Here is a 24,597-nt window from a genome sequence, read left to right on the forward strand (position 1 = left end):
ATTTAACGGATTTTTTTGTATTTCGTCGACTTTTTTGTATTTTTTTGGTATTTCGTCGAAGAAATCAACCTTTTAGCGACTTTACGAGTGTTGAAAAATTGTATTTTAAGACTTAAATGTCTGTTTATAGCGCTTTTTTGTGCTAAAAATCCGATGTGAATATAATCCTGAATGTCAATTAATTATAAAAATAAAGCCTTTCTATTTTTAGAAAGGCTTTATTTAATATGTTGAAAGTAGTACTAGCTACTAGTGCTGTAATTCTTCTTCTCCTTCTTTTAAAGGGATATTTTGAGGCACAAAATCGGCATCATGTCCTGGTTTACTATAATCGTAAGCCCAACGATACACGTGTGGAATTTCACCTGGCCAATTTCCATGCATATGCTCTACTGGAGCTGTCCACTCTAATGTTGTAGATTTCCATGGGTTTTTCGTTGCTTTCTTTCCAAAGAAAATACTAGCAAAGAAGTTGTATAAATAAACGATTTGTACAACACCTCCTATTAAGGCAAATATGGTAATGATAACATTTACGTTAGCTAAATCATCAAATAATGGGAAGTTACTATTGGTATAATAACGACGTGGTAGTCCTGCCATACCAATAAAGTGCATTGGGAAGAATACACCATAAGCACATACTGCAGTAATCCAGAAATGGATGTAACCTAAATTCTTATTTAGCATACGTCCGTACATTTTAGGATACCAGTGGTAGATTCCTGCAAACATACCATATAATGCAGATATACCCATTACCAAGTGGAAGTGAGCCACTACAAAGTAAGTATCGTGTACATTAATATCTAAGGCACTATCTCCTAAAATAATTCCTGTTAAACCTCCTGTTATAAATGTTGATACAAAACCAATTGAGAATAGCATGGCTGGATTCATCTGTAAGTTACCCTTCCAGAGTGTTGTTATCCAGTTAAATGCTTTTACTGCTGATGGTATTGCAATTAATAATGTTGTAAATGTAAATACAGATCCTAAGAATGGGTTCATTCCTGATACGAACATGTGGTGACCCCAAACGATTGTTGATAAAAATGCAATCGCTAGAATAGATGCAATCATCGCACGGTAACCGAAAATTGGTTTACGCGAGTTGGATGCCATAATCTCTGAAACGAGTCCCATTGCTGGTAGTATTACAATATATACTTCCGGGTGTCCTAAGAACCAGAATAAGTGTTCGAATAGAACCGGAGAACCTCCTTGATAATGCAATACTTCGCCTTGAATGAATATATCTGATAAGAAGAATGATGTTCCAAAACTTCTATCCATTATTAATAATAAGGCTGCTGATAATAATACTGGGAATGAAACCACACCAATTATAGCTGTAACAAAAAATGCCCAGATTGTTAATGGAAGTCTTGTCATAGACATTCCTTTTGTACGTAAGTTAATTACCGTAACAATATAGTTAAGCGATCCTAGTAATGATGATGCGATGAATATGGCCATAGAAACTAACCATAACGTCATACCCATACCTGAACCTCCTTGAGCCATTGGTAAAGCACTTAACGGTGGATAGATTGTCCAACCTGCTGCCGCTGGTCCAGCTTCAACAAATAGGGATATTACCATGATTACACTCGATAAAAAGAATAACCAGTACGATACCATATTTAAAAAGCCTGAAGCCATATCACGCGCTCCAATTTGTAACGGTATTAATAAGTTACTAAACGTACCACTTAAACCAGCTGTTAGTACAAAGAATACCATAATGGTACCATGAATGGTTACTAATGCTAAATATATATCTGCATCCATAACACCGTCTGGCGCCCATTTACCTAGTAATGCTTCAAACAATACATTAGGTTCTTCTGGCCATGCGATTTGCATACGAAACATCATAGACATTAAAACACCTATAACTCCCATTATTGTACCGGTAACAAGGTACTGCTTGGCAATCATTTTATGGTCTTGACTAAATATATATTTAGTTACAAACGTTTCTTTATGATGATGTCCGTGGTCGTCGTGTGCGTGAGTATCTGCGTGTGCTGACATAATCTTATATCGTTTTATCTTTTAAATTTGTTAGTTAATTAGAGAGTTTTTGAATGCTTTCTGCTCTTTAATCCAAGCATCATATTCTTCTTGAGTTTCTACAACTATTTTCATTTGCATGTTGTAATGAGACTTTCCACAAATTTTGTTACATATTAACAAGTAATCAAATGTGTAAGGCTCTAAAGCTTCTTCTCCTTTTGCTAATAGTGGTTTACTATTTTCTACTCTAATATCATTAATTCTATTAACCTTCTCTTTCATTTGAGGTGTTTCCCTCATATCTGCAGTTGTAACTGTTGGCGTGAAACCAAATTGGGTAATCATACCCGGTACACAGTTCATTTGCGCTCTAAAATGAGGCATATAAGCTGAGTGCAATACATCTTGCGAACGCATCTTGAATAATACCGGTTTTCCAACTGGTAAGTGTAGCTCTGTAGTTATTACATCGTCTTGTGCATTAGGATCAGATTCATCTAAACCTAAGATGTTAGCACGATCTATATCTATTAAACGTACATTAGCTTTTCCTAAAGTATTATCTGCTCCAGCGTATCTGGCTTTCCAGTTAAACTGCTGCGCATATAACTCAACTACTAGCGGATCGTCACTTTCATCAACACCCATTATGTTAATCCAAGTGTTTAATCCGTAAATAATCAAACCTGCTAAAACGATTACTGGAATGATTGTCCAAATAGCTTCTAGCTTATTATTGTCTGCAAAGAATAATGCTTTCTTTCCTTTTTCACCCTTGTACTTATAAGCAAAGTAGTGTAATAAGAATTGTGTAATGGTTTGTACTATGAAGATAATTATCATAGAGATAACCATCAAACTATCGATAGTAGGACCGTGTGCCGAAGCTGAATTTGACATTAATGGTAAATCACCCCATTTTATAAAGCACACTATGGTTATGATATAAATGAAGGCTAAAAAACCCATCATTAAATATGCATTCATTGTGTTATCCTTATCGGTAGCAACTTGACTATTCTCGCCTTTGGTAGCTTGTGCCAAATCGAAAATCTTTACCATTTGCCAAATGGCTACTGAAATAAATACTAAAACTATAATTGTTAATAAAGCAGTCATTGTTATCGTTCGTCTTTATTTATATCTTAATTAATAATGAAATTCTTCACTTTCTTTTCTAAAAGGATATCCTTTTACTAGCAATGGTGCTTTTGTTAAAGCGGTAAATACTATAAATATGAATAATCCAGCAAATAGTAATATTGAGCTTATTTCTGGAATTCCTATAAACCATCTGTCTCCAACTGTAGCTGGCATAATCATATTGAAAATATCAATATAATGACCTGCTAATATTACCAACCCTGCCATAACAACAAACCAAGGAATACGTTTGTAATCGGCATTCATTAACATAAGTATTGGGAATACAAAGTTCATAACTACCATACCTAAGAATGGTAATTTGTAATCGCTAAAACGAGTTACGAAATAAGTTACCTCTTCTGGTATGTTAGAGTACCAGATAAGCATGAATTGAGAGAACCATAAATACGTCCAGAAGATACTAAATGCAAACATGTACTTAGCAACATCATGTAAATGGTTTTCGTTTACAAATTCCAACTGTCCTTTAGACTTTAAGTATAATGTGATTAAAGATAATACTGTTATTCCACTTACAAACATACTTGCAAACACATACCATCCAAATAAGGTAGAGAACCAGTGTGGATCTACACTCATAATCCAGTCCCAAGACATCATAGATTCTGTATATATAAAGAATACTAAAAATCCTGCTGCTATACGGAATGACTTTTTAAAGTTGCTTTTATCTTCGGCTGTATCTTGTGCAATTGAAAATTTACGTGAAAAGTGACGGTATAAACTCCATCCTGCTATAAAAATTAAACCACGAATAATAAATCCTGTTTTGTTTAACCAACCAGATTTACCTGCAACTAATTTATCGAAGTGCTCGCTTTCTGGATTTACCATATCTGGGTTCATCCATACGAATAAATGATCGCCAGCAAATATAGCTATAGCTAATACGATTAAAGCTCCAGGTAGTAAATACGCCGTCATACCTTCCATGACTCTAAATAATACCGGAGACCATCCTGCCTGTGATGCAATTTGTATGGCATAAAATGCCAATATTCCTAAAGCAATCATCATAAAGAAAAAGGCAGCTACGTATAAAGCAGACCATGGTCTGTTATGTATTTGATGCATGACATGTTCTACATGTTCTTTATGTGCATCTTCCCCTTGATGACCTGCATCTCCATGAGCTTTCTCGCCGTGTGAATCGGTTGCATGACCAGCTGTTGCTGTAGCATGTCCTGCCACATCTCCATGACCACCATGATGAGCCTCTTCAACTTCAAGTAAGTGCTCAACTTCTTCAAAAGATTTATGAGATGTTATAAAACCATATCCAACACCTAGTAATCCTAAAACCATTAGGACGATTGAAAATGTCTTTAATTTATTTGAAAATGTATACATATCTATAATAATCTTATCAATCTTACTTTTCTAAATCTGCTTTTAACTTCAACACGTAGGATACTACCTGCCAACGTTCTTCTTCTTTCAATTGGTTTGCATAAGAACCCATTGCATTTTTACCATAATAAATGGTATGGTAAATACTACCAGCAGTAATTGCTCTACCTGCATCGTCGTAACTTGGGATACCAAGTATTTTTTCTCGCTTTACAAGTTTCCCTTGTCCTTTACCTTTATTACCATGACAAATGCCGCAGTAAATGTCGTATAATGCTTTTCCTCTTTCTAAATCTACTTGAGTAGAATCCAAAGGGCTTACCAATGTTGTTTTAGCTAACTCGTAACCTGCTGTTGAATTTTCTATATCGAATGGAATGTGTCCTCTAGCAACAGTTCCTTTTACTGGCACCTGTGCTTCTACACCATTAGGAAACGCAGCTTCACCATAAGTTTCATATCCTGCAGATTCATACATATTAGGCATGAATTGATAGTTTGGTGCAGTATCGTTTTTACATGATACGGCTACTAAAACCACTGCTACTACTAATATTTTAATTAAGCTTTTCATATTACTAAATTAATGCGCTTCTTTATCGACTAAATTAACTTCAACGGCTCCTGTTTCTGCAAGTAAACTTTCTAGTTCTTTTTCATTTCCATGAACTGCTATTTCCATTAAGAAATGATCATCTGTAGTTCTAGGATCAGGATTTTCAGCCTCTTTAAATGGCCACATTCTACTACGTAAGTAAAATGTTATTACCATTAAATGCGCCGCAAAAAATACCGTTAACTCAAACATAATTGGTACAAATGCTGGCATGTTTTCTAGATAACTAAAACTTGGTTTACCTCCAATATTTTGAGGCCAATCTTCTATCATAATGAAATTCATCATCGTGATAGCTACTGTTAAACCAACCAAACCGTACATAAATGCTGTAATAGCGATACGTGTTGGTGCCAAGCCCATAGCTTTGTCTAGTCCGTGAACCGGAAATGGTGTATATATCTCTTCGATATGATGTTTTTCTGCCTTAACTTTCTTAACAGCCGACATTAATACATCATCATCCGTATAAATAGCGTGAATAACTTTTGAAGCTTCCATTGACTATATTTAGTTTATTAAATTTTTAGCTTGTCCAGACCAATCATCACGTTCTGCTCTTCCTGGGAAAGAACCTGTAATAGCGTCTAACAAGTCGTATTCTTTTTTCGTCATCTTACTAACCTGAAGGAAGGTATAAATACCAATACTATTAAGGGTCTCTTCCATTTTTGGTCCGATACCATTAATTTTCTTCAAGTCATCAGCTGTTTGCGTTTCAACATCAAAAGATCCTATACTACCAAGTAAGTCACTTACTTTAGCTGTATTATCTTCTGTTGTATTATCTTCTTCAGTAGTAGGTGTTTCAGCTGCAGGTGCTGGCTTAGGAGCTTGTCCTCCTGAAGTTCTTGCATCTACGCCAGTTCCTACTAAACTCTCTCCTCTTTCTCTAATTTTCTTATAACGCTCTCCAGATGATTTTAAGATTGTCTTAACCTCTGCCTGTGCTATTACTGGGAATGTTCTAGAGTATAATAAGAACAATACAAAGAAGAATCCTATGGTTCCTATAAAGATACCTATATCTACAAATGTTGGTGAGAACATCGTCCATGAAGATGGTAAGTAATCTCTATGTAATGATGTTACGATAATTACAAAACGCTCAAACCACATTCCTATGTTTACTACAATAGAGATAAAGAAAGAGAACATAATACTTGTTCTTAGTTTCTTAAACCACATGAATTGCGGAGAGAATACATTACAAGTCATCATTGCCCAATATGCCCACCAGTAAGGTCCTGTTGCTCTGTTTAAGAATGCATATTGTTCGTATTCTACACCAGAATACCAAGCTATGAATAACTCTGTTATATATGCCACACCAACTATAGAACCCGTAATCATAATGACTATGTTCATTAATTCGATGTGTTGTACTGTTATATAATCTTCAAGGTTACACACTTTTCTCATGATAATAAGAAGCGTGTTTACCATGGCAAATCCTGAGAATACCGCTCCTGCAACGAAGTAAGGAGGGAAAATCGTGGTATGCCATCCTGGAATTACAGACGTTGCGAAGTCAAACGATACAATAGTATGTACAGAAAGTACTAATGGTGTTGCTAAACCTGCAAGTACCAAAGATACTTCTTCAAAACGTTGCCAATCTTTAGCACGTCCAGACCATCCAAAACTTAATAGTGAGTATATTTTCTTTTGGAAAGGTTTAATGGCTCTATCTCTAAGCATAGCGAAATCTGGTAATAAACCAGTCCACCAGAATACTAACGATACCGATAAATACGTAGAGATCGCAAATACGTCCCAAAGTAATGGTGAGTTAAAGTTTACCCAAAGCGATCCGAATTGATTTGGTATTGGTAATACCCAGTATCCTAACCATGGACGACCCATGTGAATAATTGGGAATAAACCTGCTTGTACTACCGAGAAAATAGTCATTGCCTCTGCAGAACGGTTAATTGCCATTCTCCATTTTTGACGGAATAATAATAGTACTGCAGAAATAAGTGTTCCTGCGTGACCAATACCTACCCACCAAACAAAGTTAGTAATATCCCAAGCCCAACCTACGGTTTTGTTTAAACCCCAAGTTCCAATACCTGTAGATATTGTGTAAATAATACATCCAATTCCCCAAAGAAAAGCAGCTAGTGAGATACCAAAAACTATCCACCACTGTTTATTTGCTTTTCCTTCTACAGGTTTTGCCACATCTACAGTAACGTCGTGATATGATTTTTCTCCTGTAACTAAAGGTCTTCTAATAGGTGCTTCGTAATGAGACGCCATAATCCTTTTATAATTGTTTCTTAATTAATTTTATGCTTCGGTTGTATTTCTCACTTTCGTTTGATAGATCACGTTTGGTTTTGTTCCTACGTGCTCTAATAAGTGATACATACGATTATCTTCCTTAAGTTTTGCAACTTTACTTTCCTTATCGTTGATGTCTCCAAACGTCATAGCACCACTACTACATGCTGCAGAACATGCTGTTTGGAACTCATCTTTTCCTACTTTACGTCCATCACGTTTAGCATCAAGAATCGTTTTCTGTGTCATTTGAATACACATAGAACATTTTTCCATCACACCACGAGAACGTACTACTACATCTGGGTTTAATACCATACGTCCTAAGTCATCATTCATATGATAATCGAACTCATCATTTCCGTTGTATAAGAACCAGTTGAAACGACGTACTTTATAAGGACAGTTGTTAGCACAATATCTTGTACCTACGCAACGGTTATATGCCATATGGTTTTGACCTTGACGACCGTGCGATGTTGCAGCCACAGGGCATACTGTTTCACAAGGTGCGTGGTTACAGTGCTGGCACATTACCGGTTGGAATGCTACTTGAGGGTTCTCTGAAGCGTTTTCCATTTCACCAAACTCACTTAATGAACTACCTAATCCAGATATATTATCCTTTTTAGTATTATCACCTTCAAATGACTCTTCTGATGAATAGTATCTATCAATACGTAACCAATGCATATCACGGCTACGACGCACTTCAGTTTTTCCTACTACTGGTACATTGTTTTCTGCATGACAAGCAATCACACAAGCACCACAACCTGTACAGGCATTTAAATCGATTGATAAGTTGAAGTGATGTCCGATAGAACGATCAAACTCATCCCATAAATCAACATCTGGTGATGTTACTGGAGTTTCCTTATGGTTTAAGGATACTACAGGAACGGCATTCCAGTGTTTCTTATCTTTAGTATTAAATACTTCTAAAGTGGTTTCTTTTACAATATCACCACGCCCCATTAGGGTATTGTGTAATTGTACCGAAGCAAACTCATGCTCTCCGGCAACAGGCTCAATAGTTACATTTTGAACAGTATTGAATCCTTGATATAGTTTATAGGCGTTTACACCTGTTTGCATTTCGGTTTTTAAACCTTTGGTTTTTCCGTAACCAAATGCCAGTCCAACAGAACCTTTAGCTTGTCCTGGTTGAATCATTACAGGAACAGTAATAGTTGCTCCATTTACCGTAACGTTAGCATAACTACCATTTAAAGCACCGTTTGCTACATGAGTATTCTCTAACCCTTTTTCGTCTGCATCTGCTTTTGAAATGGTTAGGTAATTATCCCAAGATGCTCTTGTAATTGGATCTGGAAATTCTTGTAACCATGGGTTGTTGGCTTGTTGTCCATCACCCATACCTACTTTTGTATATAAGGTTAATTCTAATCCGTTACTTTTTGCAGAAGTTGCTAATGCTCTGGCTGCATTTCCAGAAGGCGCTGCTGTTTCGGCAGACTCTTCTGTAGCATCTGAGGCAGAAGCTTCAGAGGCTGGCCCCGCAGTCTCAACAGTTTCAGTAGCAATCGTTCCAACAAATACACCATCGTGTAACGCTTTGTTAAAAGAACCACCGCCTAGTATACCTGTACCCCAAGCATCTTTTATGTAATCATGGTAAGAAACATCATTTCCTGTCCATTTTAATAAAGCTTCTTGAAATTGTCTGGTATCGAATAAAGGACGAATAGTTGGTTGTGTTAACGCATAATGTCCTTTTTTAATCTCAACATCTCCCCAAGATTCTAAGTAATGAGGTGCTGCTGCAACATATTGTGTTTCTGATGACGTTTCGTCTATTTTCATAGAAAACGTAACAGATAATTTTGTCTTTTTTAACCCTTCAACAAAATCAGCAGCGTTTGGTAAAGTATAAACTGGATTTACACCACTCATTATAATTGCTCCAACTTTACCTGCTTTCATATCAGTAACTAACGCATCAACTGCCTTATCGTTACCTTGTCTTGTTTTAATAGGGGTATCTTTATCGAAAGCTTTACTCGCTAATGCTTCGTTTATTTCTAAAGCAACGGTTTGTGCATTTACATCTTGAATTCCTGTAACTACAACACCATTACTTCCTGCTTTCTTAAGCTGCGAAGCTGCACCTTTAATTGCTGCTTCTACTTTCTCTGGCAAACCATTTACCGAAACATTATTACCGGTAACCAGGCTATATAATTTTGCTAAAGCTAATTTTTGTTGGGTTGGTGTTAATGGCACACGTTTATCTGCATTGGCTCCAGTTAAAGACATATTAGACTCAAACTGAATATGACGTGACATTTTACCATGATCTGGCACTCTGTTTTTAGCATATCCAGAATCAAATCCACCACCTTGCCAATCTCCTAAGAAATCGGCTCCAACAGAAACGATAGTCATGGCTTTAGCGAAATCGTAACTTACTAATCCACGCTCTCCGTATTTAGCTTGGTAAGCATCTAATGCAGTCGATTCTGAAACAGCATCATAAACTACATGACGAACGTTACCATATTTTTCTTTGAATTCTGAAATTAGCTTACTTGTAGATGGACTTGCATATGTTTGTGTTAATAACACAATCTCCTGACCAGCACCACTTAGTTCTGCTAATTTCTGGGTTGTTTCAGAATCAAAAGCACTCCAAGAAATAGATTCTCCTGCTTTCTTAGGACTTTGAACTCTTAAACTGTCATACAAACCTAAAACTGATGCATTCACTCTGGCATTAGCACTACCATTGGTAGCTGCCATAGTGTTATTTTCAATTTTAATTGGACGACCTTCTCTGGTTTTAACTAAAACACTCGCAAAATCGAATCCGTCTGCAATGGTAGTTGCATAATAGTTGGCAACACCAGGAATAATTTCCGTTGGTTGTACAACGTATGGAATAGATTTTTTAACAGGACCTTCACAAGCCGCTAATGAAGCAGCTGCAGTACTAAAACCTACATATTTTAAGAAATCGCGACGCGTTGTAGATGATGCTTCTAATGTATCTTTATCACCTAAAAATTCATCAGTAGGAATCTCTTCTACAAACTCGTTTTGTTTTAGCGTCTCAACAATAGAGCTATTCTCGTTTAGCTCTTCAACACTTTTCCAGTATTTCTTGTTTGATGACATATTATATAATTGAATTACTTCTTATTATTTATTGTTTCACTTTCACAAGCACTTCGACTGCGCTCAGTGTGACATTTAATTGTTTAGTAGTGACATTTACCACATTCCAGACCACCCATTTGAGCAGCTGTTAAATTCTCTACACCATACTTCTTAGATAATTCTTCATGTATCTTAGTATAGTAAGCATTGTCTTTCACATCAACATTTGTTGTTCTGTGGCACTCTATACACCAACCCATTGTTAATGGCGCGTGTTGGTACATAACTTCCATTTCCTCAACTGGTCCGTGACAAGTTTGGCACTCAACTCCTGCAACGCTAACGTGTTGCGAGTGGTTAAAGTAAACAAAGTCTGGCAAGTTATGAATACGCACCCATTTTACCGGTTGAGAGTTTCCAGTATATTTTTGCTCTGCATCATCCCATCCTACTGCTGCGTATAATTTTTTAATTTCTTCGTTATAATCTACTCCAATTGCTTTTCCTTCTGCCAACGTTTCTGGAGCTACTTCGTAAATAGATTTATGACAGTTCATACAAACATTTAATGAAGGAATACCTGATGTTTTACTTACTCTTGCAGAAGAGTGGCAATACTTACAATCGATACCGTTATCGCCAGCATGTATTTTATGTGAATAGTGTATTGGCTGTACTGGTTGATATCCTTGATCGATACCAATTTGCATAAAGTAACCAAAAGCGAAATATGCACTGGCAAGCAAAAAGAATATTGCTGTTACCAACATTAAGAATTGATTCTTAACAAATGCTTTCCATAATGGGGTTCTTTCTGTATCCGGCAATTCTATATTTTGAGCTGCAGCGAAACGACGTAATGTTTTATTTACTACATACAACCCAATTGCTAACAGAATGAACAAAATAGCTAAGGCTCCTAAAATAAGCTCGTTTGAAATACCTCCGGTATTAGAAGTTGCCGATCCTGTTCCTGCAGCCGTAGCAGCTGGAACCGCCGGAGCTGCTTTTTCTTGAGCAGTATAGGCTAAAATATTATTTAAATCATCATCAGATAATTGCGGAAATGCCGTCATGGCCGCACCGCCGAAATCATTATAGATTTTGTTTGCATATGCATCGCCAGACTTTATTACTCCAGCACTGTTACGAATCCAAGCATAAAGCCACTCTCTGTCTAGACCTTGTTCGTCAGACAAACGTTGTTCAACATGGCGCAATGCAGGACCTGTCATTTTTTTATCTAATTGATGACAAGCAGCACAATTGGCATTAAATAAAGCTTTCCCTTTTGCTGAATCCCCTTCCTGAGCAGAAAAGGAGGCTGTAAACGCTAATAAAATAATCAAGCTTAAACCGAAAACGTTTGAGCCCAATTTACGGTGAATCACCTTTCTCATATTGTTGGTTAAATTAACTTCTTAACTTTGGCATGATTTTTCTCATATTATAATAAAAAAAACCATAGTTGTAAAATCTCTGGCAAAAGTAATATTTAAAGTCGATTTTAGAAATGTTACAGAAGTGATATTGCTAATTTAGATAGATTCTAAATAACAAAAAGAGCCACATTTAATTTTATAACGTATACATTTGTATAAATATATTTTAAAACATGAAATCATTGAATCTAAAAATTAGTTTTTTAAGCATTATTTGTTTTGCAATTACTTCCACTTATTGCTTTGCGCAGCAGGGTGAGGCAACTATCAATCAGGATAGTAAAATAGCGACTTTACTGGATCTTAAGAAGACAATGAACAAAAAAGAAAACGATTCTAAACGCTATAAAATTCAAATCTATTCTGGCAATCGTGGTGGTGCCCAAAATGCTAAAAAAGACTTTAGAGAATCGTTTACAAATTGGACTCCTACTATTCAATATGAGTCTCCGAACTTTAAAATTTGGGCAGGAAATTTTAGAACTCGATTAGAAGCCGACAGAGCACTAAAAAAAATTAAAAGAAAATTTCCTACAGCTTTTATTTTTAAACCTAAAAAAAAGAAAAGCTAGTTATTTAATTTATTGAAGAATAAATCCTACGAAACATAATTATATATTTAACACCAAGAAATGGTGACCGTGCTTGAACTTACTCATACGCACTATTATTTCTCAAAAACCTAACTTTTTTAGTGTTTTCAGATTCTTTCTTAGGTATATTCACCTCATTAGGATCGATAGATTCCAGACATCCTTGTTGCACTAAGCTAATTGACATAGGTTACACCTTCCACCAGTATGTAACGGTGTTCTACCTTTAGATTTGGCAAAGCAAAGGTAGTCCTTCCATCACCATTATAAGTGATTCCGTTAATCCAACAAATAGAAGATGCCAAATTGCTGCTAATTGAAAACATGAGGAATAATACTAAAATTGAGAGCCTGATTTCCATAATGATTTAGAATTTACAATACCAAAATATTGAAATCACCTCACAAAAAAACAACGATCTTTTTCTCTACTTAATTAATGTTGATTTTAACCCCGCTTATCAGCCAATAAAACATTTTTTAGTGAATGTACTCTTAAAAAAAATCGTCCATCAACCAGTTGTAAATAATATATGCCCCATAAAAAATACCAGCAGTAAAAATTGCTGCCAAGCCTGTAGTAAACATATCTACATATTTGTTTATAACGTCGTCTTTTTTGCTGTTTTTCCCCTTAAGAAAGTTCATTGGATTTGAGAGTTTTAATTAATTAAGATAAAATTAAAAAAAACATATATAATTATGGTGTATTATATGTTAACATTGTAGGTATAAAATGACCTTTTAAAAAAACCAAATCTTACGCTTATATTAATATTTTAACATATAAATACAAGCTTATTTAATTCTATAACAATACAACTCAAAACCTCTTATTAATTTAAGTTTTTATATCATAAATACATAATTAAAAAAGCGGTGAATAATTATACATTATCCAGTATAAATTATAGACAAAAAACACTGGAGCGACCAAAATTTGGTCGCTCCAGTGTTTAAAACTTCTTTTTGAGACGGAACACTTAATTAACCGTTCCGCCATCAAAACAAAATATATGTATTATTTAAGTTTCTTTTTAACCTCAACTTCATGGAAGGCTTCAATAATATCTCCTTCTTTAATATCGTTGTAGTTTTTAATTTGCATACCACAGTCGTAACCTTTACTAACTTCCTTAGCATCATCCTTGAATCGTTTTAACGATACTAATTCGCCAGTATAAACAACTACACCGTCTCTAATTAAGCGAATATTAGATGATCTTAATATTTTACCATTAGTTACCATACAACCTGCAATGCTTCCAACTTTAGATACTTTAAATATTTCTCTAATCTCTGCTGTACCAGTAATTTCTTCTTTAAGTTCTGGCGACAACATGCCTTCCATCGCATCTTTAAGATCGTTAATGGCATCGTAAATAATAGAATATGTTCTAATGTCGATTTCTTCTTTATCGGCAATCATTCTAGCATTTCCTACAGGACGCACATTAAACCCGACTATAATAGCATCGGATGCTGATGCTAACAATACGTCACTTTCCGTAATGGCTCCAACCCCTTTATGCAGGATATTAACTTGAATTTCTTCTGTAGACAGTTTTTGGAATGAGTCTGTTAATGCTTCTACCGAACCATCCACATCACCTTTAAGGATGATATTTAATTCTTGGAAATCACCAAGTGCTATACGACGACCAATCTCGTCAAGCGTAATATGACGTTGTGTTCTAACAGATTGTTCTCTTTGCAACTGCGCTCTCTTTGATGCAATTTGCTTAGCTTCACGCTCATCTGCAAACACATTAAATTTATCACCCGCTTGTGGCGCACCATCTAAACCTAGAATAGAAACAGGTGTAGAAGGTCCCGCAGCTTCAACATCATTTCCTCGTTCGTCATGCATTGCTTTCACTTTACCACTGTGTTGACCTGCTAATACATAATCACCAACTTTTAGTGTTCCTGCCTGTACCAAAATAGTTGATACATAACCACGACCTTTATCCAAGAAGGCTTCTACAACTGTACCTACAGCTTGTTTATCTGGATTTGCCTTTAGCTCTAATAACTCAGCCTCAAGCAATACTTTTTCTAATAGTTCTTTTACTCCTGTTCCCACTTTAGCCGAAATATCGTGGGATTGAATTTTTCCACCCCAATCTTCAACTAAAAGATTCATTTGTGCTAATCCTTCTTTAATCTTATCTGGATTGGCATCTGGCTTATCTATTTTATTAATTGCAAAAACAATAGGGACTCCTGCTGCTTGTGCGTGAGATATCGCCTCTTTGGTTTGTGGCATGATATCGTCGTCTGCAGCAGCTACAATAATCGCAATATCTGTAACTTGTGCACCACGAGCACGCATCGCCGTAAAGGCTTCGTGACCTGGTGTATCTAAAAACGCTATTTTTTGTCCGCCTTCCAGTTCTACACCATAAGCTCCAATGTGTTGGGTAATTCCACCAGACTCACCTGCAATTACATTTTCTTTACGTATATAATCCAGAAGCGATGTTTTACCATGATCTACGTGTCCCATTACAGTTACTATAGGTGCACGTGATTTTAAATCTTCTTCTTTATCTTCTACTTCTTCAATAGACTCTTCGATATCTGCAGTTACAAACTCTACTTGATAACCGAATTCTTCTGCTACGATAGATAATGTTTCGGCATCTAAACGCTGATTCATGGTTACCATCATACCTAACGACATACATGCCGAAATAATTTGGGTAACAGATACATCCATCATAGTAGCAACTTCACTTGCGGTTACAAACTCTGTAACTTTAAGAATTTTACTTTCTGCTGCTTCTATTTGCTGATCGATCTCAGTTTGTTCTCTATGCTGATCTCTTTTATCTCTTCTGTATTTTGCTCCTTTACCTTTTGAAGATTTTCCTTGAAGTTTTTCAAGTGTTTCCCGCACTTGTTTTTTTACATCTTCTTCACTAGGCTCTTCTTTTACAATGTGACGACGACCTTGACCTGGTTTTCCTTTAAATCTATCGTTTCCTCCAGACCTTCCTCCTTGTCTATTTCCTCCTCCTTGATTGTTCCCAGATTGCGGTCCGCCAGCTTTGCTAATACGTCTACGTTTTTTCTTATTAGCAGCTCCTGCTTCACCAGCTTTGGCTTCTGGTTTCTTTTCTTCTTTCTTTTTCTTTGGCTTAACAAATTTGGATAAATCTATTTTATCGCCAGCTATTTTTGGACCTGTTAGTTTTTTGTACTGTGTTTCTACTCTTTCATCTGGAACAAGTTCTCCAGCTTCGTTTAAAATCTGCTTTTTAGGTTTTTCTTCCTTCTTTTCTTCAGCTTTTTTCTCTACGACAACTTTAGGTTTCTCTGTTTTAACCTCTTTCTTAACAGCTTTTACTTCTTCTTTTACCGCTTTGACCTCCTCTTTTTTAACAACAGGCTTCGCAGGTTCCGCTACTTCTTTTTTAACAGCTGGTTTTTCGGGCGTTTTAGGTTCTTCTACCTTTTCTGTTTTGTTAGAAACTGGTTCTGCTTTTTTCTTTTTTGGATCTAAATCTATTTTACCAACTTTTTTAGGTCCTGAAAGTGCTGCAGCAGCTTTAACTACTTCATCTTTTCTGGCTGTTACTTTTTGTTTCTCTTCAAGCTCACGCTCGCGTTGCTCTCGCAACACTTCTTTCTCTTTTATCTTAGCTTCACCAACCTCTTTCGATGCCACTTTTTTGTTAGCATCAACTTGAAATTCATTAGAAAGAACACTGTATATTTCTTCTGAAATTTTTGTAGTGGGTCGTTTCTCTATTTCAATACCTTTAGAATCTAAAAATTCTACGGCACGATCTAAAGAGATATTAAGCTCGCGTAATACTTTATTTAATCTAATTGTTTCAGCCATAAATCGCCTTTAAAATACTCAAATATATATGTTATTCTTCGAATTCTTCTTTTAAAATTCTAATAACTTCATTAATTGTTTCTTCTTCTAAGTCTGTTCTTTTTACTAAATCGTTTACTTCTTGCTCTAAAATACTTTTTGCTGTATCTAATCCAGCCTTACTAAACTCTTCAATAATCCATCCTTCTATTTCATCAGAGAACTCATTTAATTCCACATCTTCCTCAGCTCCTTCTCTAAACACATCAATCTCGTAACCAGTTAATTGACCAGCTAGACGTATATTATGTCCACCTCTACCAATCGCTTTACTTACTTCTTCTGGTTTTAATATAACCTCAGCCCTTTTTGCTTCTTCATTCAACTTTATTGAAGTTACTCTTGCAGGACTTAATGCTCTTGTAATAAATAATTGTAAATTATTTGTATAATTAATTACATCAATGTTTTCATTACCTAATTCGCGAACGATTCCATGAATTCTAGACCCTTTCATACCAACACATGCTCCAACAGGATCTATTCTGTCATCGTAAGAGTCTACAGCCACTTTTGCTTTTTCTCCAGGGATTCTAACTACGTTCTTAATGGTAATTAAACCATCGAAAACTTCTGGAATTTCCTGTTCAAACAATTTCTCCAAAAATACAGGGGAACTTCTAGACATTATAATCGTTGGTTTTGCTCCCTTAAGTTCTACGGCATCAATAACACCTCTTACATTATCTCCTTTTCTAAAGAAATCTGAAGGTATTTGTCTGTCTTTTGGCAGTACAATTTCGTTACCTTCATCGTCTAGCAAAATAACCGCTCTATGGCGAATATGGTGTACTTCTGCTGTGTATATTTCTCCAATTAAATCTTTAAATTGTTTATAAACTATGGTGTTATCGTGCTCATGAATTTTAGAAATTAAGTTTTGACGTAACGCCAAAATAGCTCTTCTTCCTAAATCAATAAGCTTTACTTCTTCAGACACATCTTCTCCTACTTCAAAATCGGGCTCAATTTTTCGAGCTTCAGATAATGAAATCTCTTGGTTAGGTTCCTCTACTTCTCCATCTCCAACTACAACTCTATTTCTCCATATTTCTAAATCTCCTTTATCTGGATTTACAATAATATCAAAATTGTCATCATCACCATACTTCTTCTTTAAGGCACTTCTAAATACATCTTCTAAAATTGCCATTAACGTTACTCTGTCAATTAGCTTATCGTCTTTGAATTCTGAAAAAGATTCAATTAACGCGATATTCTCCATAACTCTTTTTGATTTAAAATTTAATCATAACTTTAGCTTCTACAATATTTTCGTAAGCGATATTCGCTTCTTTCTTAACAGTTACTTTACCTTTCCCTATGGGTTTAGGCTCTCTAACTTTCCATTCTAATTTAATATCATTATCAGTTGCTTCTGTAAGTGTTCCTTCCAATTCATCGGAAGCCATCTTTACTTTAAGCACCCTGTTTAAATTCTTTTTGTACTGTCGTTTGTGAACTAACGGCGATGTTGCTCCAGCAGACATAACTTCTAAAGAAAAGTCCTGTTCCTCCCTATCAAGATTATGCTCAATGGCTCTGCTTATGAACATACAGTCCTCAACCAAAACACCATTGTCTCCATCTATTATTACTTTAATTTGATTATCTCCCTGAATAGTAAAATCTATAAGAAATAAATCTGGCCTTTCAATTAACGCAGCCTCCAATAAGTCTGTAACAGTACTCTTAAACATTTTTTAGTATAAAAAGAGGGGACTTTTCGTCCCCTCATTTACTTTAATTTCGCCTTACAACGGTGCAAATATATAATATTTTATTGATTTTTAAAGGAATATTTCATAAATTTAGATATATCTTACCTGTCGCTTTATGAAAAAAATACTCGTTCCAACCGACTTTTCAACGCAAGCTGAAAATGCTTTAAAAGTAGCAGCTTTGTTGGCAAAGAAACATCATTGCGAAATTTATCTGTTACACATACTTGAAATGCCTATACAGCAGGTAGACCCTTTAAGCTCTTACAACAATTTGCCTGAGGCTGTGTATTTTATGAAATTAGCGCATAAACAATTTGAAGAATTAAAAGCCAAAGCATATTTAAAAGATCTAAAACTACATGAAACTGTAGAATTTCATGAAATTTTTAAGGGTGTTTTCCATGTTTGTAAAAAACATGATATCGACTTGGTTATTATGGGGTCTAACGGCGTAAGCGGTTTAAGAGAAATGCTTATTGGCAGTAACACCGAAAAGGTGGTTCGTACGTCTGAAACACCTGTTTTGGTTGTAAAAAACGAGCACGAAACTTTTAAGATTAATGATTTTGTATTTGCTTCAGATTTTAAAGACGAAAGCAAAGCTACTTTCGAAAAGGCTATTTACTTTGCCAATATATTGAAAGCAAAAATGCATTTACTTATGGTTAATACGCCCAATAAATTTATTACTTCTGCTAAATCGAAAGATAGGATGAAGACATTTGTTGAGGGGTTTGGCTTTTCAAATTATACAATTAACGTTTATAACGACATTAGTATTGAAAAAGGTATTATGAATTTTTCCCAATCCATAAATGCCGACTTGATTGGTATGAGTACGCATGGCAGACAGGGTATTTCTCATTTCTTTAACGGTAGCATTAGCGAAGATTTGGTAAATCATGCCAAACGTCCTGTGATTACTTTTAGAATATAATATTATTATAACAAGCAACAAACTACCATCATTAACACCATTTGCTATTTAACTTAAACTTAGCTATTCACTTTCATACAGCTTCTAATTAATCTAAAAGCATTTGTTATATGGCCTTCCACGGTTTTAATTGAGATATTCATATTTTCTGCTACCTGACTATACTTCATGCCCTTTATTTTATTTTCCTTAAATACATCTCTGCATTTTTTTGGCAATTTATCAATACATTTATCAAGCTTTAAAAGGCGTTCATTTTTCTCATCATTATCTAAATTAATAGCACGCATTAGAGCTGTTTGGTAATAAGACGATAACATTTCATCTTTTTTCTTACTTTTCCTGTAGGTATCTGTTAGTTTGTTATAAGCAATTCTTATTAAATAATTTTTAAGGGAAGTTGTTATGTTTATTTCTTTTCTTTTAGACCATAAGGTTATAAACGTTTCCTGAACAATATCTTCTACTTTTGCTTTATCTGACGTATAGCTGAGGAGGTAAAAACAAAGCAATTCGTAATGATCTGCATATATTTTTTCAAAGGCATGATCATCCCCATTTTTTAAAGCTGCTAATAAAATATTGAAATCCCCCATTTAATAAACAATATTAAAGGTTTTTACTTAATATTAAAAAAAACAAGGGTTTTTTGTTAAAACTCCGTCATTTTCATAAATACAATAAAAGTGAACAATAAAATAGATAGGTTAATCCTCAAATTAATTGAAAATACTATTTCAGATAAAGAGTCTGAAATACTGAAGACCTGGCTTAAGAGCGAAGAAAATTTGGCATATTTTAATGAGTTTATTGAAATAAACTATTTAATAAATTCTAAAAACAAATTTGATCATAAGCCTTCATTGGCAAACATCAAAGCATCTTATGTCAATAACAATGATACGTCTAAAAGCAGTAAGCCAAATAAAATCACCAGGCTATACAAATATGCAGCAGCTGCGTTAGTATTAATTTCTATGGGATATTTCTTTTTAACTAAAAAACATGTAGTTAATGAGAATAACTCAATAGTTAAAAACAACATTAGCATAGGTACAGACAAAGCCACTTTAACTTTAGATGACGGCTCTGAAATTGTACTAGAAAAAGAACAAGAATATATTGGAAATAATGTAAAAAGCAATGGTAAGGAACTTATTTACGATACTAGTCCTATTACAAAAAATCCAAAAACTGCTTATAATTATTTAACAATCCCTAAAGGCGGTCAATATTATGTAAAACTATCTGATGGAACTCAGGTTTGGTTAAATTCAGAATCCAAGCTAAAATATCCTGTTCATTTTGATAAAGAAGAAACCAGAATTGTAGAATTAATTTATGGTGAAGCTTTTTTTGATGTTACCCCTAGCACTAGTAATAATAACACATCCTTTAAAGTACTTTCCAATAAACAAGACATTGAAGTATTAGGAACCGAGTTTAATGTAAGAGCATATAATGATGAAGCATTTAGTTATACTACTCTAGTTGAAGGTAGTGTTGTTGTTGGTAATGCCACAAATAGAGAAACGTTAACGCCTTCAAGACAAGCGGTGCTAAATATTGAATCTAATGAGATACATACTACAGAGGCTGATGTATACAGCATAATAGGCTGGGTAAAAGGAGAGTTTAGATTTAGCAAACAAACCTTAGAAGACATGATGAAAACATTAAGCCGATGGTATGATGTTGATGTCGTTTTTAAAAATTCGGATACGAAAAACTTAGTATTCTCTGGTATTTTAAACAGAAGCAATAAAATAGATGTGCTCTTAAATAAAATTCAGAAAACAGGTGAAGTCAAATTTAGTATAACAAATAAAACTATAACTATAGAATAGGAAAAAGGAATAAAGCTAATACGTACCAGGCAGAAGCTAAATTCCCTTTAAAGTGAACCAATTAAACAATGTCTAACTAATTCAAAACAAATTTATGAAAATTAAACTGACCAATGTCTTTGATTTTTACAGTCAAAGATTTTTTAAAGCTATTATGAGAATTTTTGTTTTCTTATTATGCACAACAGTATTTAGTTTGAGCCCAAAAACTGGGTTTTCTCAAGATGCGCAAATTATCATCAATTCAGACAAGATTATATCTGTTGAGCAAATTTTTGAACTTATTAAAGAACAAACTGACTATAAATTTATTTATAGTTATAATTTAATAAAGAATGCACCACCAATTTCTTTAAAAAAAGGTGTTATAAGGGCAGGAACCTTATTAGAAAAAGGGCTGTCTGCTATTCATTGTACTTATGAATTTACAGATAACACTGTTATTGTTAAAAAGAAAAAAAGAACTGTAATACAGGAAACTATTACCATTAAAGGAAGCGTAAAAAACGATAGTGGTGATTTTTTACCTGGTGTGTCTTTATATGTTACAGGTTTAGACCCATCTACAGGCGATACGGCCAATGCCACTTTTATTAGAGGAACCACGACAGATTTTGATGGTACTTTTTCTCTAGAAGTAGAAGTAGGTTATTTTGTAACAGTAACAGCTCTTGGTTATAAATCTATATATCAAAAAATTACAGCAGACCAAACCACTTACAATTTTACATTACAAACGTCCAATCAATTAGATGAAGTATTAGTTGTAGGTTATGGTACTACAAGAAAAGAAGATTTAACAGGATCTGTAGGATCAGTTAAATCCGAAGAACTTAAACAAATTGTAACGCAAAGTTTTGATCAGGCATTAGTAGGTCAAGTAGCAGGGTTACATATTCAAACTACTGGTGGTGCGCCAGGAGGCTCTAAAACTATTGTAAACATTAGAGGTCTAAGTCAGATTAGTGGTGACAATCAACCATTATATATTGTAGATGGTGTCCCATTTGTAACATCCCCAGTTACTAATGATGGATTTATTAACTCTGTCTCCACAGAAAACCCATTAATAGCTATCGATCCTAGTAATATAGAACGTATAGATATTTTAAAAGATGCATCTTCAACTGCCATATATGGTTCTCGTGCTGCAAATGGGGTTATTATTGTTACCACAAAACGTGGTAAAAAGAATCAAGCACCAAGAATCTCTTATAACGTTAGCACAACCATACAAAATATTGCCAGAAGAAATGATTTGTTAAATGCCGCAGAGCATAGAGAACTCGTAACCAATCTTGCACAGGAATCAAGAGATAATTTCCTTTTTTATAGCTTTACCGACGAGGTTCTTGATGATCCAAATTTTTTCGGCAATGCAGATACTGATTGGCAGGACGTAATTACCAATGAAAATGCAGCTTGGGTTAGACACAACCTTAATATTAGTGGTGGCTCGGAAAACGTAGCTTATAGCCTTTCTTTAGGTACCGCCAGTCAAGATGGTGTTTTTATAGAAAGCAATTTTAAACGCTATACATTAGGTAGCAATGTAGATATTGACGTAACCGACCGTTTAAAGCTAGGTGTTTCGGTTAATTATAATCATTCGGTTAATAGAAGTAAGGATTTTGATAGTTATGAAAATGTATTTAATTACACGCCAGATCAATCTCCTTTTGATGAAAATGGTAATTTTTCTATACAAGACAGGTTCCTCACTTTTGGAAACGATAAACCATTCACACTTTTAGGAGAAGGTAATCAAACCAGAAATAGAGCCGTAAGTCATAATATATTTGGATCTGTATACGGAGAACTTAAATTAGCTGACGGATTAAAATTTAGATCTTCAATAAACGTATCACGTAATGAAAGTAACACGAATAGTTTTAATACCACAGATAGTGAAAGAGTCATACAAAATGCCGCTGATTTTTCCCCTAGACCCGGTGCTATACTTGCGCTTTCTAACGTTGAATCAACAACAACAACATTTACAAATAGATTAAATTATACGAAAACAATTAGTGATATACATCGAATAGATGCCGTCGCTGGTATATCATGGGATGCAAGCAAAAGAAATGGTATTGAAGAGAGTTACAGAGGCTTTCCAGATGATTATATTTTAATAGCTCCCAGCAATGCTGAATTTAATGATTTTCGTAATGATGGATCTATTGAGCAAGGTTTGAATTCTATTTTTGGTAGAGTTAATTACGTATATGATGATCGGTATTTAGCAACGTTCACTATACGTAGAGATGGTTCATCACAATTTGGACCAGGTAATCAATACGGCGTTTTTCCTTCAGGTGCTTTAGCCTGGAATATACATAATGAATCTTTTTTAGAAAACAGCAAGACCATAAACCAACTAAAAGTAAGAACTTCTTTAGGTAAAACAGGTAATGATAACACAGCAAATTTTGCCTATTTAGCCCTTTATAATTCAACTGGTTTTGGAGGCTCCATTTATAATGGCATCGTAGGCTTATTACCAAATGGGGTTCCTAATCTAAATATTCGTTGGGAAGAAACAGATCAATTAGATCTGGCTACAGAGTTCGCTTTATTTAATAATAGATTATATGGTGAAATTGGGTATTACGAAAAAAACACTTCCGGTTTACTTTTAAACGTGCCAATAACATTGCAATCAGGTAGTGCTGTGTTTAATGCTAATGTAGCCGATGTAAGTAATAAAGGTTGGGAGTTCACACTTGGTGGCGACATCTTTAGAAGCAAGGATTTTACATGGTCTTCCTCTTTTAATATTGCTACAGTAAAAAATAATGTTGATAATCTATACAATGCAGATAGCGGAACAGATGCTGTGTCTGAAGGAAACCCTATAGGCACCATATTTGGGTTTAATGTTACAAGAATTGCTCAAGAACAACAAGAAATTGACGATTTAAATGCAGCATCTCCAAGCGGTATATACGACGATTTTTTAACAGCCCCAGGGGATTATATTTTTGAAGACACCAATGGAGATAATGTTTTAAATGATGATGATAGGGTTGCGTTAGGTGGCGGTGGAATTCCAGACTACTTTGGAGGATGGAATAACCAAATAAGGTATAAAAACTGGAGTTGTAATATAAACTGGACCTATGCGCAAGGTATAGAAAGAATATTTACCACAGATAGAACAGGATTTGGTTCTATTGATTTGAGTAAGAATTTCTCTAGAAGAGTATTCGATACCTGGGCTCAAGACAACACGGATGCCTCTCTAGCACGTCTTGGCTCCTTTTCTTATTTTAGAGGAGTAAGCTCGTATGATGTTGTTGATGCCTCATATATTAAGTTAAGATCTGCTTCTATTTCATATAGTCTACCAAAAGATATCATTAGTAAATTAGGACTCTCTAATGTGCAATTTACAGTAACTGGTAATAATTTATTTTCAATCACCAATTATCCAGGTTTAGATCCTGAAGATGTAGGCGTAAACATTCCTACGAATAGTGTTCCAAGCCAAATTGCACTCAATTCCAGTTCTTCTTTAACAAATGATACTGGAATTAACACTCCTAATACAAGAACCTACACCTTTTCCCTTAATATAGGGTTATAATATATTTAATAT

Annotated in this window: 18 protein-coding genes; 4 read left to right on the forward strand and 14 right to left on the reverse strand. The window is 34.8% G+C overall.

All coding sequences use genetic code 11. The features are described from left to right. Window positions 1-249: 249 nt before the first annotated feature. From C1H87_RS09430 to C1H87_RS09465, 8 genes are all read right to left on the reverse strand, one after another. Complete coding sequence (locus C1H87_RS09430) at window positions 250-2,040, reverse strand: cytochrome c oxidase subunit I (protein ID WP_102755564.1); 1,791 nt, start codon at window positions 2,038-2,040, stop codon at window positions 250-252. A gap of 30 nt (window positions 2,041-2,070) precedes the next feature. Then, the gene (locus tag C1H87_RS09435; protein ID WP_102755565.1) at window positions 2,071-3,141 is read right to left on the reverse strand and encodes a cytochrome c oxidase subunit II; all 1,071 of its coding nucleotides are present in this window, start codon (window positions 3,139-3,141) and stop codon (window positions 2,071-2,073) included. Between the two features lie 30 nt (window positions 3,142-3,171). Then, a complete protein-coding gene (locus C1H87_RS09440) occupies window positions 3,172-4,539 on the reverse strand; it encodes a quinol:cytochrome C oxidoreductase (protein WP_102755566.1) in 1,368 nt (455 codons plus the stop codon). Between the two features lie 22 nt (window positions 4,540-4,561). Beyond that, window positions 4,562-5,113 carry a c-type cytochrome gene (locus C1H87_RS09445; RefSeq protein ID WP_199769347.1) on the reverse strand — a complete coding sequence of 184 codons (552 nt, stop codon included), beginning with the start codon at window positions 5,111-5,113 and terminating at the stop codon, window positions 4,562-4,564. 9 nt (window positions 5,114-5,122) lie between these two features. Then, window positions 5,123-5,656: a DUF3341 domain-containing protein gene (locus C1H87_RS09450; protein WP_102755567.1), complete on the reverse strand. Its 534-nt coding sequence runs from the start codon at window positions 5,654-5,656 to the stop codon at window positions 5,123-5,125. Between the two features lie 9 nt (window positions 5,657-5,665). Then, window positions 5,666-7,420 carry an NrfD/PsrC family molybdoenzyme membrane anchor subunit gene (gene nrfD / locus C1H87_RS09455; protein WP_102755568.1) on the reverse strand — a complete coding sequence of 585 codons (1,755 nt, stop codon included), beginning with the start codon at window positions 7,418-7,420 and terminating at the stop codon, window positions 5,666-5,668. Between the two features lie 30 nt (window positions 7,421-7,450). Then, window positions 7,451-10,582 carry a TAT-variant-translocated molybdopterin oxidoreductase gene (locus tag C1H87_RS09460; RefSeq protein ID WP_102755569.1) on the reverse strand — a complete coding sequence of 1,044 codons (3,132 nt, stop codon included), beginning with the start codon at window positions 10,580-10,582 and terminating at the stop codon, window positions 7,451-7,453. An 83-nt stretch (window positions 10,583-10,665) separates the two neighbouring features. Further along, window positions 10,666-11,964, reverse strand: a complete 1,299-nt coding sequence (locus C1H87_RS09465; RefSeq protein WP_102755570.1) for a c-type cytochrome — start codon at window positions 11,962-11,964, stop codon at window positions 10,666-10,668. Window positions 11,965-12,179: 215 nt separating this feature from the next. Here C1H87_RS09465 and C1H87_RS09470 point away from each other — a divergent pair, with 215 nt between their 5' ends. After that, a complete protein-coding gene (locus C1H87_RS09470; protein WP_102755571.1) occupies window positions 12,180-12,578 on the forward strand; it encodes an SPOR domain-containing protein in 399 nt (132 codons plus the stop codon). A 197-nt stretch (window positions 12,579-12,775) separates the two neighbouring features. Here C1H87_RS09470 and C1H87_RS23305 read toward each other — a convergent pair whose 3' ends face one another. The 5 genes from C1H87_RS23305 to rimP all read right to left on the reverse strand — a co-directional run bounded on the left by C1H87_RS23305 (window position 12,776) and on the right by rimP (window position 18,188). Beyond that, the gene (locus C1H87_RS23305) at window positions 12,776-12,961 is read right to left on the reverse strand and encodes a phage tail protein (RefSeq protein ID WP_199769348.1); all 186 of its coding nucleotides are present in this window, start codon (window positions 12,959-12,961) and stop codon (window positions 12,776-12,778) included. Between the two features lie 133 nt (window positions 12,962-13,094). Then, window positions 13,095-13,247, reverse strand: coding sequence for a hypothetical protein (locus C1H87_RS23310; RefSeq protein ID WP_158655172.1), 153 nt, complete (start codon window positions 13,245-13,247; stop codon window positions 13,095-13,097). 373 nt (window positions 13,248-13,620) lie between these two features. After that, window positions 13,621-16,449 (reverse strand): translation initiation factor IF-2, encoded by a 2,829-nt coding sequence (infB, locus tag C1H87_RS09475; protein WP_102755572.1) that lies wholly within the window; start codon window positions 16,447-16,449, stop codon window positions 13,621-13,623. A gap of 31 nt (window positions 16,450-16,480) precedes the next feature. Beyond that, window positions 16,481-17,713, reverse strand: coding sequence for a transcription termination factor NusA (gene nusA, locus C1H87_RS09480; RefSeq protein ID WP_102755573.1), 1,233 nt, complete (start codon window positions 17,711-17,713; stop codon window positions 16,481-16,483). Between the two features lie 13 nt (window positions 17,714-17,726). Next, on the reverse strand, window positions 17,727-18,188 hold the full coding sequence (rimP, locus tag C1H87_RS09485; protein WP_102755574.1) for a ribosome assembly cofactor RimP: 462 nt from the start codon (window positions 18,186-18,188) through the stop codon (window positions 17,727-17,729). Between the two features lie 136 nt (window positions 18,189-18,324). Between rimP and C1H87_RS09490 the strand changes: the two genes are divergently transcribed. Beyond that, entirely contained in the window at window positions 18,325-19,149 is an 825-nt protein-coding gene (locus C1H87_RS09490) for a universal stress protein (protein WP_102755575.1), read from the forward strand. Window positions 19,150-19,208: 59 nt separating this feature from the next. Here C1H87_RS09490 and C1H87_RS09495 read toward each other — a convergent pair whose 3' ends face one another. Then, a complete protein-coding gene (locus tag C1H87_RS09495; protein WP_102755576.1) occupies window positions 19,209-19,745 on the reverse strand; it encodes an RNA polymerase sigma factor in 537 nt (178 codons plus the stop codon). A gap of 90 nt (window positions 19,746-19,835) precedes the next feature. On the opposite strand from C1H87_RS09495, the gene C1H87_RS09500 reads away from it, so the two are divergent. Then, window positions 19,836-20,996 carry a FecR family protein gene (locus tag C1H87_RS09500; protein ID WP_102755577.1) on the forward strand — a complete coding sequence of 387 codons (1,161 nt, stop codon included), beginning with the start codon at window positions 19,836-19,838 and terminating at the stop codon, window positions 20,994-20,996. Between the two features lie 154 nt (window positions 20,997-21,150). Beyond that, the gene (locus C1H87_RS09505) at window positions 21,151-24,585 is read left to right on the forward strand and encodes a SusC/RagA family TonB-linked outer membrane protein (RefSeq protein WP_158655173.1); all 3,435 of its coding nucleotides are present in this window, start codon (window positions 21,151-21,153) and stop codon (window positions 24,583-24,585) included. Window positions 24,586-24,597 lie beyond the last annotated feature (12 nt).

The sequence above is a fragment of the Flavivirga eckloniae genome (genome assembly GCF_002886045.1).
GTDB lineage: Bacteria > Bacteroidota > Bacteroidia > Flavobacteriales > Flavobacteriaceae > Flavivirga > Flavivirga eckloniae.

Excerpts from the sequence above, each read along its gene's own strand:
- C1H87_RS09430 (WP_102755564.1), bottom strand. The coding sequence starts at position 2,040 with ATGTCAGCACACGCAGATACTCACGCACACGACGACCACGGACATCAT.
- C1H87_RS09435 (WP_102755565.1), bottom strand. The coding sequence starts at position 3,141 with ATGACTGCTTTATTAACAATTATAGTTTTAGTATTTATTTCAGTAGCC.
- C1H87_RS09440 (WP_102755566.1), bottom strand. The coding sequence starts at position 4,539 with ATGTATACATTTTCAAATAAATTAAAGACATTTTCAATCGTCCTAATG.
- C1H87_RS09445 (WP_199769347.1), bottom strand. The coding sequence starts at position 5,113 with ATGAAAAGCTTAATTAAAATATTAGTAGTAGCAGTGGTTTTAGTAGCC.
- C1H87_RS09450 (WP_102755567.1), bottom strand. The coding sequence starts at position 5,656 with ATGGAAGCTTCAAAAGTTATTCACGCTATTTATACGGATGATGATGTA.
- nrfD (WP_102755568.1), bottom strand. The coding sequence starts at position 7,420 with ATGGCGTCTCATTACGAAGCACCTATTAGAAGACCTTTAGTTACAGGA.
- C1H87_RS09460 (WP_102755569.1), bottom strand. The coding sequence starts at position 10,582 with ATGTCATCAAACAAGAAATACTGGAAAAGTGTTGAAGAGCTAAACGAG.
- C1H87_RS09465 (WP_102755570.1), bottom strand. The coding sequence starts at position 11,964 with ATGAGAAAGGTGATTCACCGTAAATTGGGCTCAAACGTTTTCGGTTTA.
- C1H87_RS09470 (WP_102755571.1), top strand. The coding sequence starts at position 12,180 with ATGAAATCATTGAATCTAAAAATTAGTTTTTTAAGCATTATTTGTTTT.
- C1H87_RS23305 (WP_199769348.1), bottom strand. The coding sequence starts at position 12,961 with ATGGAAATCAGGCTCTCAATTTTAGTATTATTCCTCATGTTTTCAATT.
- C1H87_RS23310 (WP_158655172.1), bottom strand. The coding sequence starts at position 13,247 with ATGAACTTTCTTAAGGGGAAAAACAGCAAAAAAGACGACGTTATAAAC.
- infB (WP_102755572.1), bottom strand. The coding sequence starts at position 16,449 with ATGGCTGAAACAATTAGATTAAATAAAGTATTACGCGAGCTTAATATC.
- nusA (WP_102755573.1), bottom strand. The coding sequence starts at position 17,713 with ATGGAGAATATCGCGTTAATTGAATCTTTTTCAGAATTCAAAGACGAT.
- rimP (WP_102755574.1), bottom strand. The coding sequence starts at position 18,188 with ATGTTTAAGAGTACTGTTACAGACTTATTGGAGGCTGCGTTAATTGAA.
- C1H87_RS09490 (WP_102755575.1), top strand. The coding sequence starts at position 18,325 with ATGAAAAAAATACTCGTTCCAACCGACTTTTCAACGCAAGCTGAAAAT.
- C1H87_RS09495 (WP_102755576.1), bottom strand. The coding sequence starts at position 19,745 with ATGGGGGATTTCAATATTTTATTAGCAGCTTTAAAAAATGGGGATGAT.
- C1H87_RS09505 (WP_158655173.1), top strand. The coding sequence starts at position 21,151 with ATGAGAATTTTTGTTTTCTTATTATGCACAACAGTATTTAGTTTGAGC.